The sequence below is a fragment of the Agromyces subbeticus DSM 16689 genome (assembly GCF_000421565.1).
In the GTDB taxonomy this organism is placed as follows: domain Bacteria; phylum Actinomycetota; class Actinomycetes; order Actinomycetales; family Microbacteriaceae; genus Agromyces; species Agromyces subbeticus.
This window is the reverse complement of sequence record NZ_ATXG01000001.1, coordinates 707,544-724,332: the sequence shown is the minus strand read 5'-3', so window position 1 is coordinate 724,332 and position 16,789 is coordinate 707,544. Positions and strand designations below refer to the sequence as shown.

18 protein-coding genes are annotated in these 16,789 nt (G+C 64.9%); 9 read left to right on the top strand and 9 right to left on the bottom strand.

Annotation, left to right across the window (positions count from 1 at the left end; translation table 11 throughout):
• The first annotated feature begins 38 nt into the window (after window positions 1-38).
• Window positions 39-428 carry an MmcQ/YjbR family DNA-binding protein gene (locus tag H521_RS0103290; RefSeq protein ID WP_022891609.1) on the top strand — a complete coding sequence of 130 codons (390 nt, stop codon included), beginning with the start codon at window positions 39-41 and terminating at the stop codon, window positions 426-428.
• 84 nt (window positions 429-512) lie between these two features.
• On the opposite strand, the gene H521_RS0103285 is transcribed toward H521_RS0103290, so the two are convergent.
• Window positions 513-1,001, bottom strand: coding sequence for a DUF6326 family protein (locus H521_RS0103285; protein ID WP_022891608.1), 489 nt, complete (start codon window positions 999-1,001; stop codon window positions 513-515).
• Between the two features lie 128 nt (window positions 1,002-1,129).
• On the opposite strand from H521_RS0103285, the gene H521_RS0103280 reads away from it, so the two are divergent.
• The 4 genes from H521_RS0103280 to H521_RS0103265 are packed head-to-tail and all read left to right on the top strand — an operon-like array spanning window position 1,130 to window position 3,572.
• Window positions 1,130-1,804 (top strand): TetR/AcrR family transcriptional regulator, encoded by a 675-nt coding sequence (locus tag H521_RS0103280; RefSeq protein WP_022891607.1) that lies wholly within the window; start codon window positions 1,130-1,132, stop codon window positions 1,802-1,804.
• 41 nt (window positions 1,805-1,845) lie between these two features.
• On the top strand, window positions 1,846-2,319 hold the full coding sequence (locus H521_RS0103275) for a GNAT family N-acetyltransferase (protein ID WP_022891606.1): 474 nt from the start codon (window positions 1,846-1,848) through the stop codon (window positions 2,317-2,319).
• Between the two features lie 20 nt (window positions 2,320-2,339).
• The gene (locus H521_RS0103270) at window positions 2,340-2,753 is read left to right on the top strand and encodes a VOC family protein (RefSeq protein WP_022891605.1); all 414 of its coding nucleotides are present in this window, start codon (window positions 2,340-2,342) and stop codon (window positions 2,751-2,753) included.
• Between the two features lie 9 nt (window positions 2,754-2,762).
• Window positions 2,763-3,572, top strand: a complete 810-nt coding sequence (locus tag H521_RS0103265; RefSeq protein WP_022891604.1) for a CPBP family intramembrane glutamic endopeptidase — start codon at window positions 2,763-2,765, stop codon at window positions 3,570-3,572.
• Window positions 3,573-3,781: 209 nt separating this feature from the next.
• On the opposite strand, the gene H521_RS21280 is transcribed toward H521_RS0103265, so the two are convergent.
• Complete coding sequence (locus tag H521_RS21280) at window positions 3,782-4,189, bottom strand: DUF1048 domain-containing protein (protein ID WP_211215459.1); 408 nt, start codon at window positions 4,187-4,189, stop codon at window positions 3,782-3,784.
• 145 nt (window positions 4,190-4,334) lie between these two features.
• Between H521_RS21280 and H521_RS0103255 the strand changes: the two genes are divergently transcribed.
• Window positions 4,335-4,952 carry a TetR/AcrR family transcriptional regulator gene (locus H521_RS0103255; protein ID WP_022891602.1) on the top strand — a complete coding sequence of 206 codons (618 nt, stop codon included), beginning with the start codon at window positions 4,335-4,337 and terminating at the stop codon, window positions 4,950-4,952.
• Between the two features lie 30 nt (window positions 4,953-4,982).
• On the opposite strand, the gene H521_RS0103250 is transcribed toward H521_RS0103255, so the two are convergent.
• Window positions 4,983-5,726 carry a formylglycine-generating enzyme family protein gene (locus H521_RS0103250; RefSeq protein ID WP_026481849.1) on the bottom strand — a complete coding sequence of 248 codons (744 nt, stop codon included), beginning with the start codon at window positions 5,724-5,726 and terminating at the stop codon, window positions 4,983-4,985.
• Window positions 5,727-5,890: 164 nt separating this feature from the next.
• On the opposite strand from H521_RS0103250, the gene H521_RS0103245 reads away from it, so the two are divergent.
• Window positions 5,891-6,538 (top strand): hypothetical protein, encoded by a 648-nt coding sequence (locus tag H521_RS0103245; protein WP_022891601.1) that lies wholly within the window; start codon window positions 5,891-5,893, stop codon window positions 6,536-6,538.
• A 131-nt stretch (window positions 6,539-6,669) separates the two neighbouring features.
• On the opposite strand, the gene H521_RS0103240 is transcribed toward H521_RS0103245, so the two are convergent.
• Complete coding sequence (locus H521_RS0103240) at window positions 6,670-7,143, bottom strand: DNA alkylation repair protein (RefSeq protein WP_022891600.1); 474 nt, start codon at window positions 7,141-7,143, stop codon at window positions 6,670-6,672.
• 177 nt (window positions 7,144-7,320) lie between these two features.
• A complete protein-coding gene (locus tag H521_RS0103235; protein WP_022891599.1) occupies window positions 7,321-7,842 on the bottom strand; it encodes a hypothetical protein in 522 nt (173 codons plus the stop codon).
• Between the two features lie 297 nt (window positions 7,843-8,139).
• Between H521_RS0103235 and H521_RS0103230 the strand changes: the two genes are divergently transcribed.
• Window positions 8,140-9,240 carry an HNH endonuclease gene (locus H521_RS0103230; RefSeq protein ID WP_156891259.1) on the top strand — a complete coding sequence of 367 codons (1,101 nt, stop codon included), beginning with the start codon at window positions 8,140-8,142 and terminating at the stop codon, window positions 9,238-9,240.
• A gap of 431 nt (window positions 9,241-9,671) precedes the next feature.
• Window positions 9,672-11,237 carry a hypothetical protein gene (locus H521_RS0103225; RefSeq protein WP_156891258.1) on the top strand — a complete coding sequence of 522 codons (1,566 nt, stop codon included), beginning with the start codon at window positions 9,672-9,674 and terminating at the stop codon, window positions 11,235-11,237.
• Window positions 11,238-11,568: 331 nt separating this feature from the next.
• Here the strand turns inward: H521_RS0103225 and H521_RS21275 are convergent, their stop codons facing one another.
• The 4 genes from H521_RS21275 to H521_RS21270 form a co-directional block, all read right to left on the bottom strand.
• Window positions 11,569-13,563, bottom strand: coding sequence for an ATP-binding protein (locus tag H521_RS21275; RefSeq protein WP_022891596.1), 1,995 nt, complete (start codon window positions 13,561-13,563; stop codon window positions 11,569-11,571).
• 807 nt (window positions 13,564-14,370) lie between these two features.
• Window positions 14,371-14,949, bottom strand: a complete 579-nt coding sequence (locus tag H521_RS0103215; RefSeq protein ID WP_156891257.1) for a hypothetical protein — start codon at window positions 14,947-14,949, stop codon at window positions 14,371-14,373.
• Window positions 14,950-15,008: 59 nt separating this feature from the next.
• A complete protein-coding gene (locus H521_RS26210; RefSeq protein WP_156891256.1) occupies window positions 15,009-15,230 on the bottom strand; it encodes a hypothetical protein in 222 nt (73 codons plus the stop codon).
• A gap of 154 nt (window positions 15,231-15,384) precedes the next feature.
• Entirely contained in the window at window positions 15,385-16,662 is a 1,278-nt protein-coding gene (locus H521_RS21270; protein WP_156891255.1) for a serine hydrolase domain-containing protein, read from the bottom strand.
• Between the last annotated feature and the right edge of the window lie 127 nt (window positions 16,663-16,789).

Here is a 16,789-nt window from a genome sequence, read left to right as displayed (position 1 = left end):
GGCGCTCAGGTGTCGGTTGCACGCCATAGGCTCGCACCGTGGCGACCCTTGATGACCTGCGGCGTACCGCCGATGCGCTCCCAGGAAGTGAAGAGCGTGCGACCACCGGCGGTGCCGCGTGGTTCGTGCGCGGCAGGCTCTACGCGTGGGAGTGCCACCCGTGGCCGAGCATCCCGGCAGACGTGCGCGAGATCATCGCCGCCGAGCTCGTGGTCGGTGTCAAGGTGGCCGACCCTGTCGAGGCGCTGGCCCTTCGCGAGATGGCGCCCGAGGTATTTCTCGGCACCACGACGAGCTGGGGCGAGCCGAAGGTTGCGTTTCGCATGGCCGGCATCGACAATGACCATCTCGCCGAGCTCGTGACCGAGGCCTGGCGGGTGCAGGCGCCGAAGTACCTACGGCGCGAGTTCGACGACCTCGATCTGTAGCACGTTGCTGCACGACGGAGCTGGTCATGATCCGCCCGGTGGCCGCGACGGCGGGCTTCACGCCGTCGGGCTTACGAGGCGCGTTTACACGGATGCCTGCTGCCGAAGGTCGGTCGTCGCGGGACCGGCTGGAACGGCGGGAGTTCGAGGCCAGGTCCACGCGGAGCGCAGGATGAAGGCCAGGAGCAGCACCTCGATTCCGATGGAGAGGCCGTAGAAGAAGGCCCACTCCCAGGTCGCTCCCGCCGCGTTGAACACCGAGTAGGGGATGTAGAGCGATGCGACGACGAGGTTCGTGACGCGGTTGAGCCGGGCGGGCAGCGTCATGGAGAGCATCACCATCAGGGCCGGGATCGCCACCGACGCGAGCATGACGGTCAACAACGTCGAACTGACCTCGAACCTCCAGACGAGGCCGTTCAGGATGCCGTCGACGACGCCGGGCTTGTAGAAGTTGAGGACGTCGACGTAGACGTACAGGAACATGAAGCTGGTCCATGCGGCGGCGAGCTTGGCCCGCACGGGGATCGGCGGGCTGCCGAGCAGGTTCGACGTTTTCGTTCGAATGGTCATCGGTTCTTCTTTCGAGAGAAGCGGTCCGGCCGCCGGCGTGGCAGCCGTTGCGTACACTGTACGCGTACACCGTACTATGACGCGTACGCTGTACGCTTGTCAAGCCGGTCGAGAGTGTGAGGAGAACCGTGTCTGCGAGAGAACAACGCCAGGTCGCGTCGGACGCGGGGCTGAGCAAGCAGCGCATGGTGGTCGAGGCGGTCCGGCTCGCCGACCGCGAGGGGGTCGACGGGCTGAGCATGCGCCGCCTCGCTGGCGAGCTCGGCGCGGGCGCGATGTCGCTCTACCGCTACGTGGCGAGCAAAGACGAGCTGCTGGACGCCATGGTCGACCTCGTGTTCGAGGAGATCGAGCTCCCGCTCGAAGAGACCGGCTGGCAGTCGGCGATGCGACGGCGGGCAGTATCCACTCGACAGGTTCTCGCAGGCCACCCGTGGGCGATCGGCCTGTTGGAGTCGCGCACGTCGCCGGGGCCCGCGAACCTCCGCCACCACGAGGCGGTCACCGCCTGCCTGCGGAGGGCTGGCTTCACGGTCGTGATGGCGACGCACGCCAACTGGTTGCTCGACAGCTATGTCTACGGTTTCGCCCTGCAGGAAGCCGGTCTGCCGTTCGACACCGCCGATGAGTTCGCGGACATGGGCGAGGGCGTCTACCTGCCCCAGCTTCCTCCTGAGGAGTTCCCCTACCTCAACGAGTCCGCCGCGGCGCTCGTCGCTGGCGGCTATGACCCAGCCGATGAGTTCACCTTCGGCCTCGACCTCATCCTCGCCGCCCTCGAGCCCCTGAGAGCCGCCGCATAGCGACGTGGCGCGTCGAGCCCGGCGTGATTATTCTGGCCTTCATGTCGGACCTTCCCGCGAGTCCCGATGCTCGACGTGCCACACCAGACGATGCCGAGGTCGTGGCGCAGTTACTGCACGACTTCAACACCGAGTTCGACACCCCCACGCCCGGCACAGCAGTGCTGACCGAACGGCTGCACTCGCTGCTCGCCGAGTCCGACACGATCGCCTACCTCGCCGGTGAACCGGCGGTGGGAGTCGCGCTCGTGACGCTGCGAAGCAACGTCTGGTACGACGGGCCGGTGGCGCTGCTCGACGAACTCTACGTCGCACCCGATCAACGTGGCCATGGGCTCGGCACGGCGATGATCAACCTGCTCTTCGCTGACGCCGAAGCGCTCGGCGTCTCGGCGATCGAGATCAACGTCGACTCCGAAGACGTCGATGCGCAGCGCTTCTACGAGCGCCACGGGTTCAGCGGCGTGAACCCCGACACCGGCGAGCGCGCGTTCTCCTACTCGCTCGAGCTGTAGCGCTCTCATAAGATGTCCGAATGCCTCTCTTCGATCACCTCGGCATCACCGTCGACGACCTGCCTCGCTCAATCGCCCAGTTCGATCCGGTGATGCAGGCGCTCGGCTGCACACGGCAGGATGCCGACGGCAGCGTCTCCTGGTCCTTGGGCGAGGAGGAGCTGATCCTCTTCCCCGCGCGCGAGACGGACACCGGCCCGCATCAGCACGGAAGGGTCGGCTGGCAGCACCTCGCCTTCCCCATCGACTCACGCGAAGAGGTCGACCGCTTGCACGCCATCGCGGTCGCTGCCGGCTGGACGGCCGTACGCGAACCGAAGGTGTTCACGCGGTTCAACCCGCGCTACTACGCGTCGTTCGTCGAAGACGACAACGGCATCCGCTTCGAGTTCATGTTCAACCCGCCGCGGGAGGCTGCAGCGGCCGCTGACTGAACTTCTCCGATGACGTCGACGAAGAACGGTTCTGCCGACGGCGATCCATCCGGTACCGTCATCGACGTAGACGTCATCACCGCCCCCGCGCCCACGACCCCGTCGGCCCATCGATGGGGTCTTCTTCATGCCCTCGGCGGGGTCGCCATCTTCGTCGTCTGCATCATCGGGCCATCGATCATTCCGGTCGAGTGGGTGACATACCCGGTCTGGCTGGCACTGAGTTTCGCCATGCCGGTGCTCGTCATCGCCTGGATCGTGTTCGTCTCGCGAAGGTGGGGCACCGGCAGTCTCATCCGCGACTACGGCCTGTCGTTCCGGTGGGTCGACCTGGTCGCGATCCCGGCGGCACTTGCAGTGATGTGGTTCGGAGGGCCGATCTTCATCGCCTTCGCGCTGATGATCTTCGGCGACCCCGGCGGGCTCGACACGAACGTGATCGTCACGCCCGACCCGACGATCTGGGTACCGATGCTCGTGCTCTCCGTCGTCAGCGCGCCGTTCATCGAAGAGGTCGTCTTTCGCGGGATGCTGCAGCCATCGCTGAAGAGCTGGTTCGATGGATACGCGCCGGACCAAGACCGCAGCTTCCGGGCGACGAACGCCGCCGTGCTCGTCACCGCGGCGATCTTCGCCTCACTGCACCTGCCGCAGGTGCTCGGCGGCGTCAACGGCGTCAGCCTCGCCGCAGCCACCTTGTTCGCGGGCATCGTCTACGGCGCACTCGCAATGGCAACCCGGCGCACGGCACCATCGATCGTCGCCCACGCCGCGTGGAACCTCTTCGCGACCGCCAGCGCCTACGGGCTCGTGGCCTGACTCCCGCGTCGTGACACCAACCGCATTGCTCATCGCAGGGATCATCCAGGTGTGCATCGCGCCGGTTTTGATCGTTGGCCGACACCAGATCGCCGATTGGCTCGCCGATAACGTCCCGCCGCTGGATGTGGCGTGGTTTCACGTGCGGGGCGGGCTCTTCTTGACGCTCGGAGGCGTCGCCGGTGCCGTCTCCGGCGCACTCTTCATCGTCATGGGAGCGACCTCTCTCGCCTACGCGTAAGAGGGTCGTCCAGACCGCTGACGATCGCATCGATCGTCTCGCGCAGTCGGCTCCGCTCGGCGTCGATCGCCTCACCCTCGGCGTAGTTGCCGAGGAACAGGTCGGCGAACTCCACCGGGTCCTCCCCCACGATCAACCGCACCGCGACGCCTTCGGCGGCGCTCTGCTCAAACAGGTCGGCCAGGTCATCGAGCAGGCGTTCGAGAATGTCGCCGCTGATGAGGTCGCCCCGGCGCACCAGGTACCGCTCTACGGCATCGATGGCTGCGCGGTACTGAGCCGCCAGCTGACGCCCACGGGCGCCGGACCGTTCAATATTCGCCGTGTCGGCAGTTGCATCGGCCATCCCACCGGGCCATCCAGTTGCCACGCTCATGATGCTCCTCTGCTCCGCGCGACGCCGCCGGGCGTCATCACTGGTTTCCTAACGACACGCTACGTGTCGTGTTGTGTTGTGTGCAGAACGTAGCAGATAGCCGAGTGGGAAGACAACACGACACGTAGCGTGTACTCTGCAAAGAGTGACCACGCCGCAGAATTCGGTGACCACGCCGCCCGATCCCAGCAGACGCAGCGAGCGTGCTCGCGTCGCGGTCCTCGAAGCCGCGATGGCACTCTGCCGGGAGACCGGATTCGCCCAGTTGACGATCGAGGCGATCGCGAAGCGCGCCGGGGTCAGCAAGAAGACCATCTACCGATGGTGGCCCTCGAAGGGCGCGATCCTGCTCGAGGCGGTCTCCGACCTGACCACGAGCACGGCGAGCCACGCCGACACCGGTGATGTCGCGAGCGACCTGCACACTCAATTGACCGCGGTCGTGGCGCTCTACATCCCGCAGGACACGTCGCCGGTCGCCGCGATCATCGCCGCGGCGCAGCGCGATCCGGCGCTCGCGACCCAGCTCCGCGAGCAGATCATCCGGCCGAACATCGTGCTCTTCGAAGATCGCTTGCGGTCGGCACAGCGTGCAGGCGAGATTCCTGAGGATGCTGACCTCGGCGTCGCCCTCGACCTGCTGTACGGCCCCATCTACCACCGCCTGGCTTTCCACCTCGGCATGCCCGACGCCGACGAACTCCGCACCCGCATCGCCCATGTGCTCGCAGGTCTGCGCCACGTCGGCGACACGGCCGGCTGACACACGTCGCTCGCGGCAGCGGCAGATCGGTTAGCGGCGCGGCGTCCATCCGGATGGCAGCGCGCCGTCGATCGCCGCGCGCTCTTCGTCTGCCTCCGCGGACCATCCCTGCGCGGCATCCGTCGCATCGAACCCGCCGCGCGCGACGCGGAACCCGACGTCGGGGTGGTGCATGCGCGGGGCGCCGCCCCGGCGCACCGAGGCCCGCACGCTCCAAGCGTCATCGGCGAACCCGCCACCGCGAAACACGCGGTAGGCGTCGTAGCGGGCAGGGTCGAGCAGGTCCCAGCACCACTCCCACACGTTGCCGAGGGTGTCGAAGAGCCCGTTGAGATTCGGATGCTTGCCGCCGACGTCTTGCGGTGCCGTCACGCCGTCGGCGCTCGTCCAGGCGACCTCGTCGAGCGGGCCGTAGTGCGGGCGCGTCGACCCGGCCCGGCACGCGAACTCCCACTCGGCCTCGGTCGGCAGACGGTACCCGTCGGCGTCGACATGCCAGGTGACATCCTCGCCATCGAAGGTGTAGACGGAGTCGAGCCCTTCCCACTCGGATGCCGCATTGCAGAACCGAATCGCACGCAGCCAACTCACGCCCGTGGCCGGCCGGCGTGGATGCGTCGCGGTCTCACCGAGCATCTCGGCGAGCTGTTCCTGCGTCACCGGGTACACCCCGATCTCGAACGGCTCGAGGTCCACGCTCCACCGCACCTTTCGGCGGGCGTCGTGGAGGGCGACCGTGCCGGCCTCGATGCGGGCGAGCTCGATATCCGTCACCGATGCAGTCTCCCCTTCATGCCGACTCAGAGCAAGTGCGGGAATGTCGGCGGAAGGTGCTTTGCTCATCACACGCCGCACCACATTGATATGGTGTCCACGCTCGATCTTCATCGGGCGAATCCCCGGCTCGGCTCCGGACTCCCCGAACGAAAGAACTACAAGTGATCAGACACGTCACGGCCGCCCGAAATGGCGCCATCGCCGTGGCCGCGGGCATCCTGCTCGCCGGCCTCGCCGCAACTTCGGCGGTGGCCGACGATATGCCCGAGACTCCCGACGACGACAGTCCCGTCATCGTGATCGATCGCACCGAGTTCGTCGCCGGCGGATGGGAAGACGGCTTCACGGTCACCGGTTCCGGTTTCATCCCGAACGAGCCTGGGCACATCGTGTACGGCCGCATCGGGCCGGACACCTCTTTCTCTCCGGCCGAAGAGTTCGAGACCGACGACAACGGGGCATTCGAGATTCACGTCGACCCGTGGGAACCCGCAACGGCAGACAGCCCCGATCAGCCCGCGTTCGCCGTGCAGGCACGGCAGCTGTCGGATGGAACCTGGTTGACGTCCGACTGGGTGCCTCTGACGATCACCGCGCCGGTAGAGACCGAAGTCCCGACGGTGCCTGTTGCGCCAGCGCCCGCAGATGTTGCCCCCGCTGCAGCGGCTGCTGCTGCTCCGGCAGCGCCGAAGCAGCAGCTCGCCGAGACCGGCTTCGACGGCACGATCGGCCTCGTTGCCCTCGCGCTCATCGCATCGGGCGCCGCCGTGGTGGTGTTGCGGCGTAGGACTGCATCCGCGTCGCGCTGACCGAGTCGCGTCGAACGGCTCGAGGTCGACGCTCCACCGCACCATGCGCTGGGCGTCGTGGCGGGTAACCGTGCCGACCTCGCGCGCCAGCTCGATATTCGTCACCGGCACAGTCTCGCCTTCATGCCGAATCAGAGCATGCCGGCGGCGCGGCGCAAATTCGGCTCGTTGGACTCCGACCAGCGAGCGATGATGCGTCGTGCGCGCGTGGCATCCGGCTCCTGCAACCGCTCGAGCAGCGGGCGAACCACGTCGATGGCCAGCGGGTCGATGAGCTCGGGGACGTGCGCCTCGCGCGCGAACTGCTCGATGCGGGTGAGGTCACTCCCCCGCAGCATGGGCAGCGAGCGCTGCAGGAGGACGATCGCCGCGAGCCGGCGCTCGAACACGGGCTCCGCCCACAGCTCTGCGGCGAGCGCGGTGAACTCGTCGTGCGACATCCCGGGATACCGCCGATCGGCGTCCCGCACCGTGCCGCGCACCGCGCCGACCGATGCGCCGTAGAACTTGAGGCCGTTGCCGATCCGGTCGGCCTCCGCCCGCGCCCGCACTTCGGATCCCTCGGCTTTAAGCGTGCGGTCGATAAACTCGGCCGGCGTCGTCATACCTCGATTCTCCCCTGCGGCAACCACGTGGGGCTCAACACCAACGTCGATCCAGAACACTGCTCCGGCTCCACGTCGTATGCCGACGGCTACTGTTCGCCGCTCACCCGGTGCTAGCCCGTAAGCCGATCCCTTTATGGGCAGAAGACATCCACGATGCACTGAGCTTCGACCCGCTCAGTTCTCTACTGTGCCGATCTCGGATTCGTCGTCCTTGAGTGCGAGCTGTCGCACTGTTTCCAGACCGTCAGCGATTTCGCTGGGAGAAGCACCCAACCGCCAGTCTGAGATTGCCCCAGCCAGGAAGCCACATGCGGTGCCTCGTTTGTCGAGAGTCGCGGCGGCTGCGAGGCTCCATGCCTTGCCGACCTCATCAGCAACCTTCCGCTCTTTGCCCTTCGTACGCATCCGCAGTAGCTCGACTGCGATTGACACGCCAGCGGCGTGCGGAACGTAACGCTGCGGTCGTTGGCCGGCGGACCAGTTCACTAGACCGATGTCCCGCTTATAGGCATCGAGGTCCGAGACGTATTCAGCGATGCGACGCAGCAGGTACTCGACAGCCTGGTCCACCCCGTCCTGGGCCGACGCTCGCCGCTGCCATCCGAAAGCTAGCCATACGGCGAAGACACCGATCACGCCGCCGACAATGGTGGCGAGCAACTGAGGAACGAAAGCCTCAAGGAATGGATCAGTCATTCGGAAAGCCTCGCACCTTTCGGGCCGCACGACGTTCTGGCTGCGCGTTGCGCCCATACGCTGCACCTCACGCTTTCGCCGCCCATTTCTCAGGGATCCGCCTCCGTGGAGGCGATCAGCTCGGCACGGGTGATGGCTCCGGACGTCCGGAAGCCGATCGGCGCACGGCATTACGCGCTCGCTCGCGGAACCCCAACGGGCACGACCAGCCACGGAACGCCGTCCTCGCTACCCTGAAGCTGCGGGCACCGTCGTTGTCCGACTGGTAGGGCTGAAGAACTATCTCAAGGGGGAACATTGGTCAACCTGCGCGTTGAGGTGCGGAAGACGTTGTGGGGGAACGCCGGAAACCGGTGCGCATTTCCCGGGTGCGCGCAGCGCCTCATCAGCGATCTCGAAAAACCGGACCAAGCATTCAGTGGCACCGGAGGAGTGATCGGAGAGGAAGCACACATCCGGTCATCGAAGCCAACGGGGCCCCGCCACGAACCCCGATACCCAACTGAGACACTCAACGACTACGAGAACTTGGTCCTTCTTTGCCCCACCCATCACACAGTTATCGACAAGGACAACGGTCGCGCGTGGCCGGTGGCTGAGGTGCTGAAGATGAAGGCAGCGCACGAGGCGCGAGTCGATGTCGCAATGGACAATGTCGATAAGGACCGGAACCGCCTGGAGGTGGCGCTTGCGGCGCGGATCGACCGTTGGGAAGCCACCCTTAACCTTGCGGGATGGGAGGAGCTCACCCGTTGCCTCAACTTCGTCTACCCGTATGTCAGCAGCGCTCAATGGCGGTCACTCACGGAAACGGCTAGCTGGCTCGCTGGAGTGCATTGGCCTCCGCGCTACCCGAAGCTTGCGGCTGCGTTTGAAACGCATCGAGCGGTGCTTGATGTGCTCATCAGGCATTTGACGGACTCGTTCGTTCTCGAGCGTGATCAACATTCGATCCGGCGGCGGCACAAGGAGACTTGGTTCGGCGGCAGCGATGGCGAGCAGAGATACACGGAGGCAATCTCCCAGTTCGGCGTCGACGGTGCCGTCGCCGGCGTACTGATCACCGAGCTAACGCGTTCAGTCAATCTCGTCGTGGCTGCTGTCAACGACGAACTCCTCCCGCTCTATCGGTTCAACGACGGTTCTGTTCAGATGATCGAGGGGGATCTCTTCTGGGGGTTGTGGTCCTCGCACCCAAGGTATGACCCGCTCATCTGGGAGAGCTTCCCGAGGGCATACGCCTTGAGCGACATCAGCTCACGCGTGAGGACTGAACTTCAGGGCGGCGACCCCCGAAACGGGGTCACGCTGGCGGTCTGGACGTTCGACCCCAGCCTTCGCGCCGACGCGACGGACGGCACCGATGATCAGGCGACCGTCCGGGTTGGAGATGGCTAGCCGGATCGACTACTCAGATTGCTTGCTGACTAATGCTGAGTTTGGGATCGGCATTGAGGGCCATGACTTGCTCACACGCTCGGAGACCTAGTGCTAGCTCGGCGGCCAAGGAAAAAAATTTGGCGTCGGCAAGCCTCGTGCTCTCCCGCCCGCGACTGGTCCGTCAGCGGATGTTCCCCAGAGGATCGCTTACCGCACACCTGAAGGCGCGTCTCAATTCGCTGCAATCTGTCAAAACGCTGCTTCGTGTCGTCTGCCTGGCCGTCGTCGGCACCTGACACACTCCTTGCATGACGCACTCTCGACGGGTCCAGAGGGCCGCTGGGCCGCCGAACTCATCCGACGGGGTTCCTGATGTGCCCACCGAGGAACGAGAGACGAGCCGCCCGCGTCATTGGTCCGATGCTGCGTCTTCCCAGTTACGTCGGTTCATGGGCTGGAGCGGCTACAGGTTCACACCGAAGCCGATTCGGCGTTGCCTCAGCAGATTCCACAACTGGCTGTTGAGGTCGGAGAGCCTTCAGCACGAACGATCTCGGCCGCTGACGCATCCGCTATACAACATCGTCGTTCCGGCGGACGAGAAGGTTCACCTGCCGCTGATCTGGGCAGTCGAGATGTTCCCCCCGAGCTACGCGGCCTCAATGGCTCGCAATATCCAAAAGGCCGGATGGCGTGCGACGTGGCCATCCGCTCATGGCGACGTTCAGGAACGGGTGCGGCGAGCACGGGTAACAGGGACGGTCAACTCAACGACTCTTGCCCGGCTTCTGTCTGCGGACGAGCCAGCCGCACACCTCATGGGATACACGCCGACCCGACTACCCAAGGAATACCGTTCGATTGAGATCACCATGATCGAACTCCAGAACTCGCTGACGGCGATCGTCGCCGCATTCGAGCTGAGCGAGCCGGAATCCTTGGCGCTCGACCGATTGCTTCACGTTGTTCCTGAGCCTGAGATCAAGCCTCTACGCGGCGGTGGTCATAGCATCCGCAGCCGAATTCAGATGTCTGGGGAGCTGATCGAACAGGAGCGCGCCCGCATGCGAGCCGGTGTTCGTCGGTGGCTTTCGCGTCGAGTTCCCGGCGTATTCGCATTGGAGGCTCAAGGCCATCTCCCTGTAATGGATCTACTCGTCACCACTATTGCCGCGCCTTTCGAAAGCAACATGCGCGACATAGGCAATTACTTGCCTGCCTTGGGAATCGCACAACAGTTTTATCAGACTGTCGCCCCGGAGTTGCCGGGATTGCGATTTAGCGAGTACCAGCCGGATCGACGTTCGCCGATCGATGAGCCCGATCTGTTCAACCTTTCGGGACGACTCTCGGACATTCTTAGCGACGACGAGCCATACTTCAACGGCCGCCCGCGGACGATACGCGCGATCACGGCCCGGGTGAGCGAAGACGTGGGTCGCTACATGTCACGGTTGGCGATCAGTTCCCTACTCTCTCTCAAGGCCCGGCAGTCTGCCAAGTCGCGTGACGCGGCGTACGCGCTTCACGGAAAGCGATCAATTAGGAGCATCAAGAGCCTGCGAGAGTCATTCCTTAGGGGAAGTCTCGATACCCTCGCGATCGCAGCGGGCATCAAGGCGCTCACTTCGGATGCTTACACGTACAAATGGAATGTCCCGGAGTTCGAGACCGAATTGGATCCGAAATACCGGCAGCCGGGGGAGGCGCCGAAAGCCCCGGAAAATCAACTTGACTACCTCGCGAACGTCCAGAGAGAACAGGCCGACCTCTTGATTCAAGCGGACGCAGATACTCGACAAATCTTGGGCGTGGTGGCCTCATTGACGGCATCCGTGGAGGGCATGCGAACGCAGCGTTGGGGATTCGGCATCAGCGTTCTGTCCTTGCTCGTCGCGCTGGTGGCTGTGGTGATGACGGTCGGTTGGGGTGCTTTCTGGACCGGGTTCGGCGTCCTGATCGCGCAGGTGTTCGGAGCCATCGAAAACGCGATCGTCACATTGTTTGGGTTCTAGAGGCGCGGTCTTCGGCAGCCATAGTCACTCGCGTTCGATTGCCTGCGCGCCTATGCCCGATGGCTGGTCCGGACTGCTTGAACTAAGGTCACTGATTAGCCCCGGCGCCACCTGCCTTATCGATTGATCGGGCGTTCTTGTACGCCTCGTCGAGGGCCCGCATCGCGTCTGGGTCACCGTTGGCTTGGATGGCTACGCGTCCCCACTCCGCACAAGCGAGCCACGCGCGCATGATCATGTTTAGCATTCCGGGAATGCTAACTATCGGCGGGTCCACCGAGTGCAGCCGCGCTACCGCGACAACATCATGCAGATCATCCGTGAACTCACCTCAGAGCAGGGCCGCTCGCTGCTCGTCACCGCTCGACGCCTCGGTAGTCCCGACGTCGTCCGGCAGCATCTCCGCGTACTCATTGCGGATGAAAGCGAGACCCTCAGCGAGGGACGGATCAAACTCGAGCGAACTCGACACGAAGTCCAGACGCCGCTTGTTCTCGTCAATGATGTCCCGCCAGCGACGAACATACGCGCGCACCGTCGGACGGCCCGGCTTCTTGTCTGGCTCGAGGACGAGGCCAAGCTCGCGGCCCTCGCTCTTAAAGGAGTTCTCGATCACGTCGTCGTAGTCCGTCACGACGAGGATGAAGTCCCAGATGGCCCGCTCGCTGGCGAACGCTGACGTCTTGACGACCACGTTGACGTAGTCCTCGATCTGGTCGCGCTCGCCGCGCCCAGCTGTGATGCCCGGCGCCTTGAGCTCGACGACCAGGTGCCGCACGCGGTCGTGCTCCTGGGACTTGGCGGCGACGTGGAGGTCGACACGGCCGCTCTTCCCGTCCCATCGTTTAACCGGCTCGACATTGCCGGTCGGCAGCCCCTCGAGCTTGAGGTGCGTCCGCAGCATCTGGGTGAGCCCTCGCTCGCTGTTCATGAAGTGGTACTCCTCGCCAAAGATCCAAAGTTCGTGCTCGAGGATCTTGTGGAGATGGTCCCGCTCGCCGACCTTCTTGGAGTCGTCGGGGTCGAAGAGGAGGTGCTCAAGGCCAGCGAGGAACTTGCTTCGGCTCGTGACGAGATTGGCGCTACGGATGATGCCGGCCAGTGTTGTCTCGCTGAGCAGCTTCGTTAGCGCCTGGCGGTCCTGCTCGCTAAGCGCGACGAACTCGCTCACCAGGAGCGCCAGGTTCTCAGGATCAGTCTTGAGTGCGTCCCGCAGCAAGTTGAGCGTCAGCTGCGCGCCGTCCTTGCGCTTCGGTATCTGCGGCACGAGTGCGCTTGAGACGATGTCGAAGACTGCGCGCTCTGCCTTGTCCGCCTCAGTAGCGGGCGCCTCTTTGTACGGGTAGATGCCCTTGGACTTCCACTCGTCGATCTGATCCCGACGACGCGCGCGCCGGCGCGACGCGAAGTGCTCCTTGACGGCAGTGCGAGTAGCGCGCCAGACGGCTCCGGCCGGATCGGGGGCCATATCGCCGAGACCGAGATCGGCGAGAGACTCAACATCGAAGCCAGCCCACGTGACGTAGGCCGAGAACGCTGCCTGACTCTCCACCTCGGAGCCGGAGGCTTCCACAACGAAGCGCTCGGCATCCTCGCCGAAGTAGACCGCCCGGTGCTTACCCGTTCGCCACTCGATGATGCGGACCAAGACGACGGCGCTCGGGTCGCTGTCAAGCTCAACATCGACCGTCGTGTCGTCGAGGATCTCGTCGGCGGGATCCAGCTTGGCCCCGTCGAAGATGACCGTTAGCGACTCGTCGTTAAGCAGCACCGGTGCGAAGTGGGAGGTGAGCGTGTTCAGCGTAGTGTCGCTGATCAGCGAGTTCAGGTTCCGGTCCTGCTCGTTGAGCGCAGTCACGACAGTGCCAGTCTCGGTGGCGCTCGATGGGACCGCGTCCCAGCCGAACGGCTCTGCCCGCTCCTTGGCTCCTTCAATGACGACGCGCTCGCGCTCGCCCGCCGTATTGACGCCCTCGCTTTCCCACGTCACCCGCGACCCCAGAGCGAAGGCACGCAGACGACCTTCGCCGAGCTTCCCGTGCAGTCCTCGCTTGTCGTTCTTCGAGCGCGTCGCGAGCGCCTTCCACGATCCACCGATGCGTCCGAAGGTCGCCTGCACCTCATCGGAGGTGATGCCATGGCCATCGTCCTCGACAGTCACACTCTCGATGGCATCCATGTCCGAGCGAGCGAGCTGGACACGGACGGTGTCGGCTTCAGCATCAATGGCATTCCAGACGAGCTCGACCACGGCACGCACGGGGTCACGCTCGCGCGCCAGCCGGGTGACCAGGTCGCCACCGGCGGAAAGCGGAAGGTCCCTCACAAGACTTACTGTAGGGCCAGTGTTCAATTCCAGCCCTCCGGCTCAGTCAGGAAACGACGGCTCGTCGCCCCACATACCCGAGGCGCCACGATTGGCGGCACCGCTGCCAGCGCGATTCGCAGAGACAGACGGACCGGTAGTCCGCGCAGTGTGAGTCGATCGATACGCCACGCGGTCTCCGGCGATAGTGCCGGCGTAGCGGCCCGAGGGGTCGAAAACGTAGTCACCCTTGATGCGGCCGACGTACGTTCCGGAGCGCGCAAAGAGCTTGTCACCCGAACGCCGAAGCGGGCGGCCATTCTTGGTGTAGAGGTCTGCCACATCGTCATTGTCCGTGCGACCACTGACAGGGCCGCTGCGGCTCCGACAGATACAGCGACGCGACGAGGTGCTGCCGCCACGCCTGAGTACCGCCCGAGGAGTGCGTGCAAAGATGAGGCGCTCGCTAGCGCGATGAAACTGGGTGACGGAAGGCAACGGCACCGCAGCTGTCGGCAGTTCGCAAGCCGGCCCCCAGCGCAAGACGTAGTGAGCGGCCCGGGGAAATGGGTCACCGCCCATGAATCCACTCGTTACCCATTCTCGCAACATCCGCCCGCGAAACCGCCCGGTGAACCTACCTCAACCGCTACAGCCTCCAACACGCTATGCCGGCGCTTGGCCGGGCCCTAGAAAGCTCTCACAACACCCGAGAAGTCCCAGTCCTCACCGTCAGTCACAATCATGCCGATCACGACGAGCCGCTCCTCGAGAGGAAGCGGTGGTTCTCGTGGGCGTTGGGCGAGAACGCCGAGAGACCTCGGTCTCTCAGCGGACGCTGAGCGCGCGATCCCAACTTTCGAAGCGGCGCTGCGCGACGATCGTGCTGAGCTCCTTGCGCAGTTCGGGGTGCTCGGCGTAGAAGCGCACCGCGCAGTACAGCAGCACCGCGTCTTGCTCAAAGACGCCCGCGGTGAAATCCAATGGCTCGGCCTTGCCGATGCGCTTGATGCTGACGCGAGAGTGTAGCTGCGTCTCAACGCCGGCGATCATCTCCCACGGCACCCACCTCACACCGCCGGCGACCAGATACCGCCCCACGCCATGACGGCTGAGGGTGAGTCCCACCGGGATCCTGCCGAAGGAGGTGTTCTTGCCGTCGAGGATGAGTTGGAGCAGCCCGGCCCCAATGGGCACGAGGCAGAGCACGAGCAAGGGAACGAACAGGAACAGCCACCAGAGGCCGCCGGGTGCACCCAGCACGCCCGGCATCGCGAGCCAGAGCAGCACACCGGTGCCGAGCCCCATCAAGATCAACCACAGCACGCTCCAGATCCGCACCGGGCGCTCACGGCAGAAGTGCACCCAGTCGTCGACCGGCCGCGCCGTGGCTCGGCCGAGCGTCACGGCATTGATCAGCGTTGGAGGACTCCGTCGCACAGCGAAGAGGCCGAACGCGGTGGCGGTCAGTGCCAGCAGCCCGAAAGCTCGATGCCCCACACCAGCGACCCCGCCAAGGTGAGCAGTGCTGAACCAATGCCGACCGCAATCGCGACGCCACCCACGACCCAGATGACCGAGGTCGGGAAATATTGCGAATCCGGCAGCCAACCTTCAGGCGCAGAATACGGGAGCGCCTCGGGGACCGGTTCGGATTCGTTCGCGTGACCGCTCGTGCTTGATCTCATTCGGCCTATCTGATCCGTGCGATTCGTAGGGGACGCCGACCTTGGTCCGGCGAGGAAGTTCAATCTAGTGGATCGCGTGCGGGCGACACCATTCCTGGCGCGTGCCCGTGGCGGACTCCATCCGCTCAGTATCGAGCGGAGCGCCGCGCTCAGGTCATCCGCCGGTCGGAGACGCAGCCGGAGTGCCGAGTTTCGTGCGGTAGAGCTCGCCGATCAGCGCGCCCGCGACGGCCTTCGCCGTGGCCTGTCCGTCAGGCGAGAGGGCGAGGTTCGTCCAGATGGCGAACCTCACCCCATGCGCGGGGTCGGTGGCCACGAACGTGTTGAATCCCGGCAGCTCGCCTTCGTGCAGGTAGAGCCGATTCGACCCGAACCGCGTCTGCTCGATGCCGAGGCCGTACTGAGGGCCGTTCTCCGGATTCGACGGGTCCATCGGCTCGACGTCATCGAGCCAGGTCGTGTGCAGGGTGACGCCGAGCAGATCGCTGCCCGACAGCGCCTCCGCCCACTTCATCAGGTCGTCCGCGGTCGAGACGACACCGCCGGCTGCCCACGACCATGACGGACTCTGCACCGTCACGATGTCGGGTTGCAGGGTGCCCGCCACGGCGGCGGCCTGTTGATCAGCGGTGAGAAGCGGGCGGTGATTGATGGGGAAGGTGCCGTACTGGTACCCCTGAATCGACGGGCTTGGCAGGGTGGTCGTGGTCGCGCTCGGAAGCTCGGTGTCGGTCATGCCGAGCGGTTCGAAGAGCCGGTCGTGCATGATGTCGGGCAGCGGCTTGCCGTCCAACTGCTCGGCAACCATCCCGAGCAACGTCGTGTTGGTGTTCGAGTAGTCGAACGCGGTGCCGGGAGCGGAGACGGCCGGGTAGGCGAAGCTGAAGTCCACGAGCTGTTGCGGAGTCCACACGGTCGTCATGTCGTGATCGAAGACGGCAGCGAACCCGTCGGTGTCGAGGTAGTTCTGCAGGCCGCTGCGCATCTGCAACAGGTTTGCAATCGTGATGTCCTGCCCGTTCGGCACGCCCGGCACGAATTGCTCGATCGGGTCGGTCAAGGCAAGTTTCTGCTCGCCGACCAGCTGCAGGATCACCGCTGCCGTCATCGTCTTCGTGACCGAGCCGATGCGGAACACGTCAGACGCCTGCGGTGTCGTGTCCTCGCCGAGGGAAGTCGTGCCATAGCCGGCTGAGACCGTGCCTTCCGGCGTGGTCACCACGGCGAAGGCGCCCGGCACGAGGTGCTCTTCGACCGACGTCGCAAGAATCGAAGCCAGCGCCGCTTGCGTGAGCGGCGTCACTTCCTGCGCCGGGGGCGAGTTCGTTGAGGGCGGCGACCCCGCAGGCTCGGAGCCCGCGGCGCAACCCGAGAACACCAGCGCCAGCGCGACCACGAGCCCGGTGGCGCTGATCTCTGAACGACTACGCACTGACGAGCGCGTTCGCGCCATGATCACCCCTCGCGCCTGCTCTCGGCGGCGCGCTGCCGGCCGTAAGGCCCGGCCCTTGATGATCGCAGGGACATCCCCAGCAACCGTCCCCCCAGTACTGGGGTGG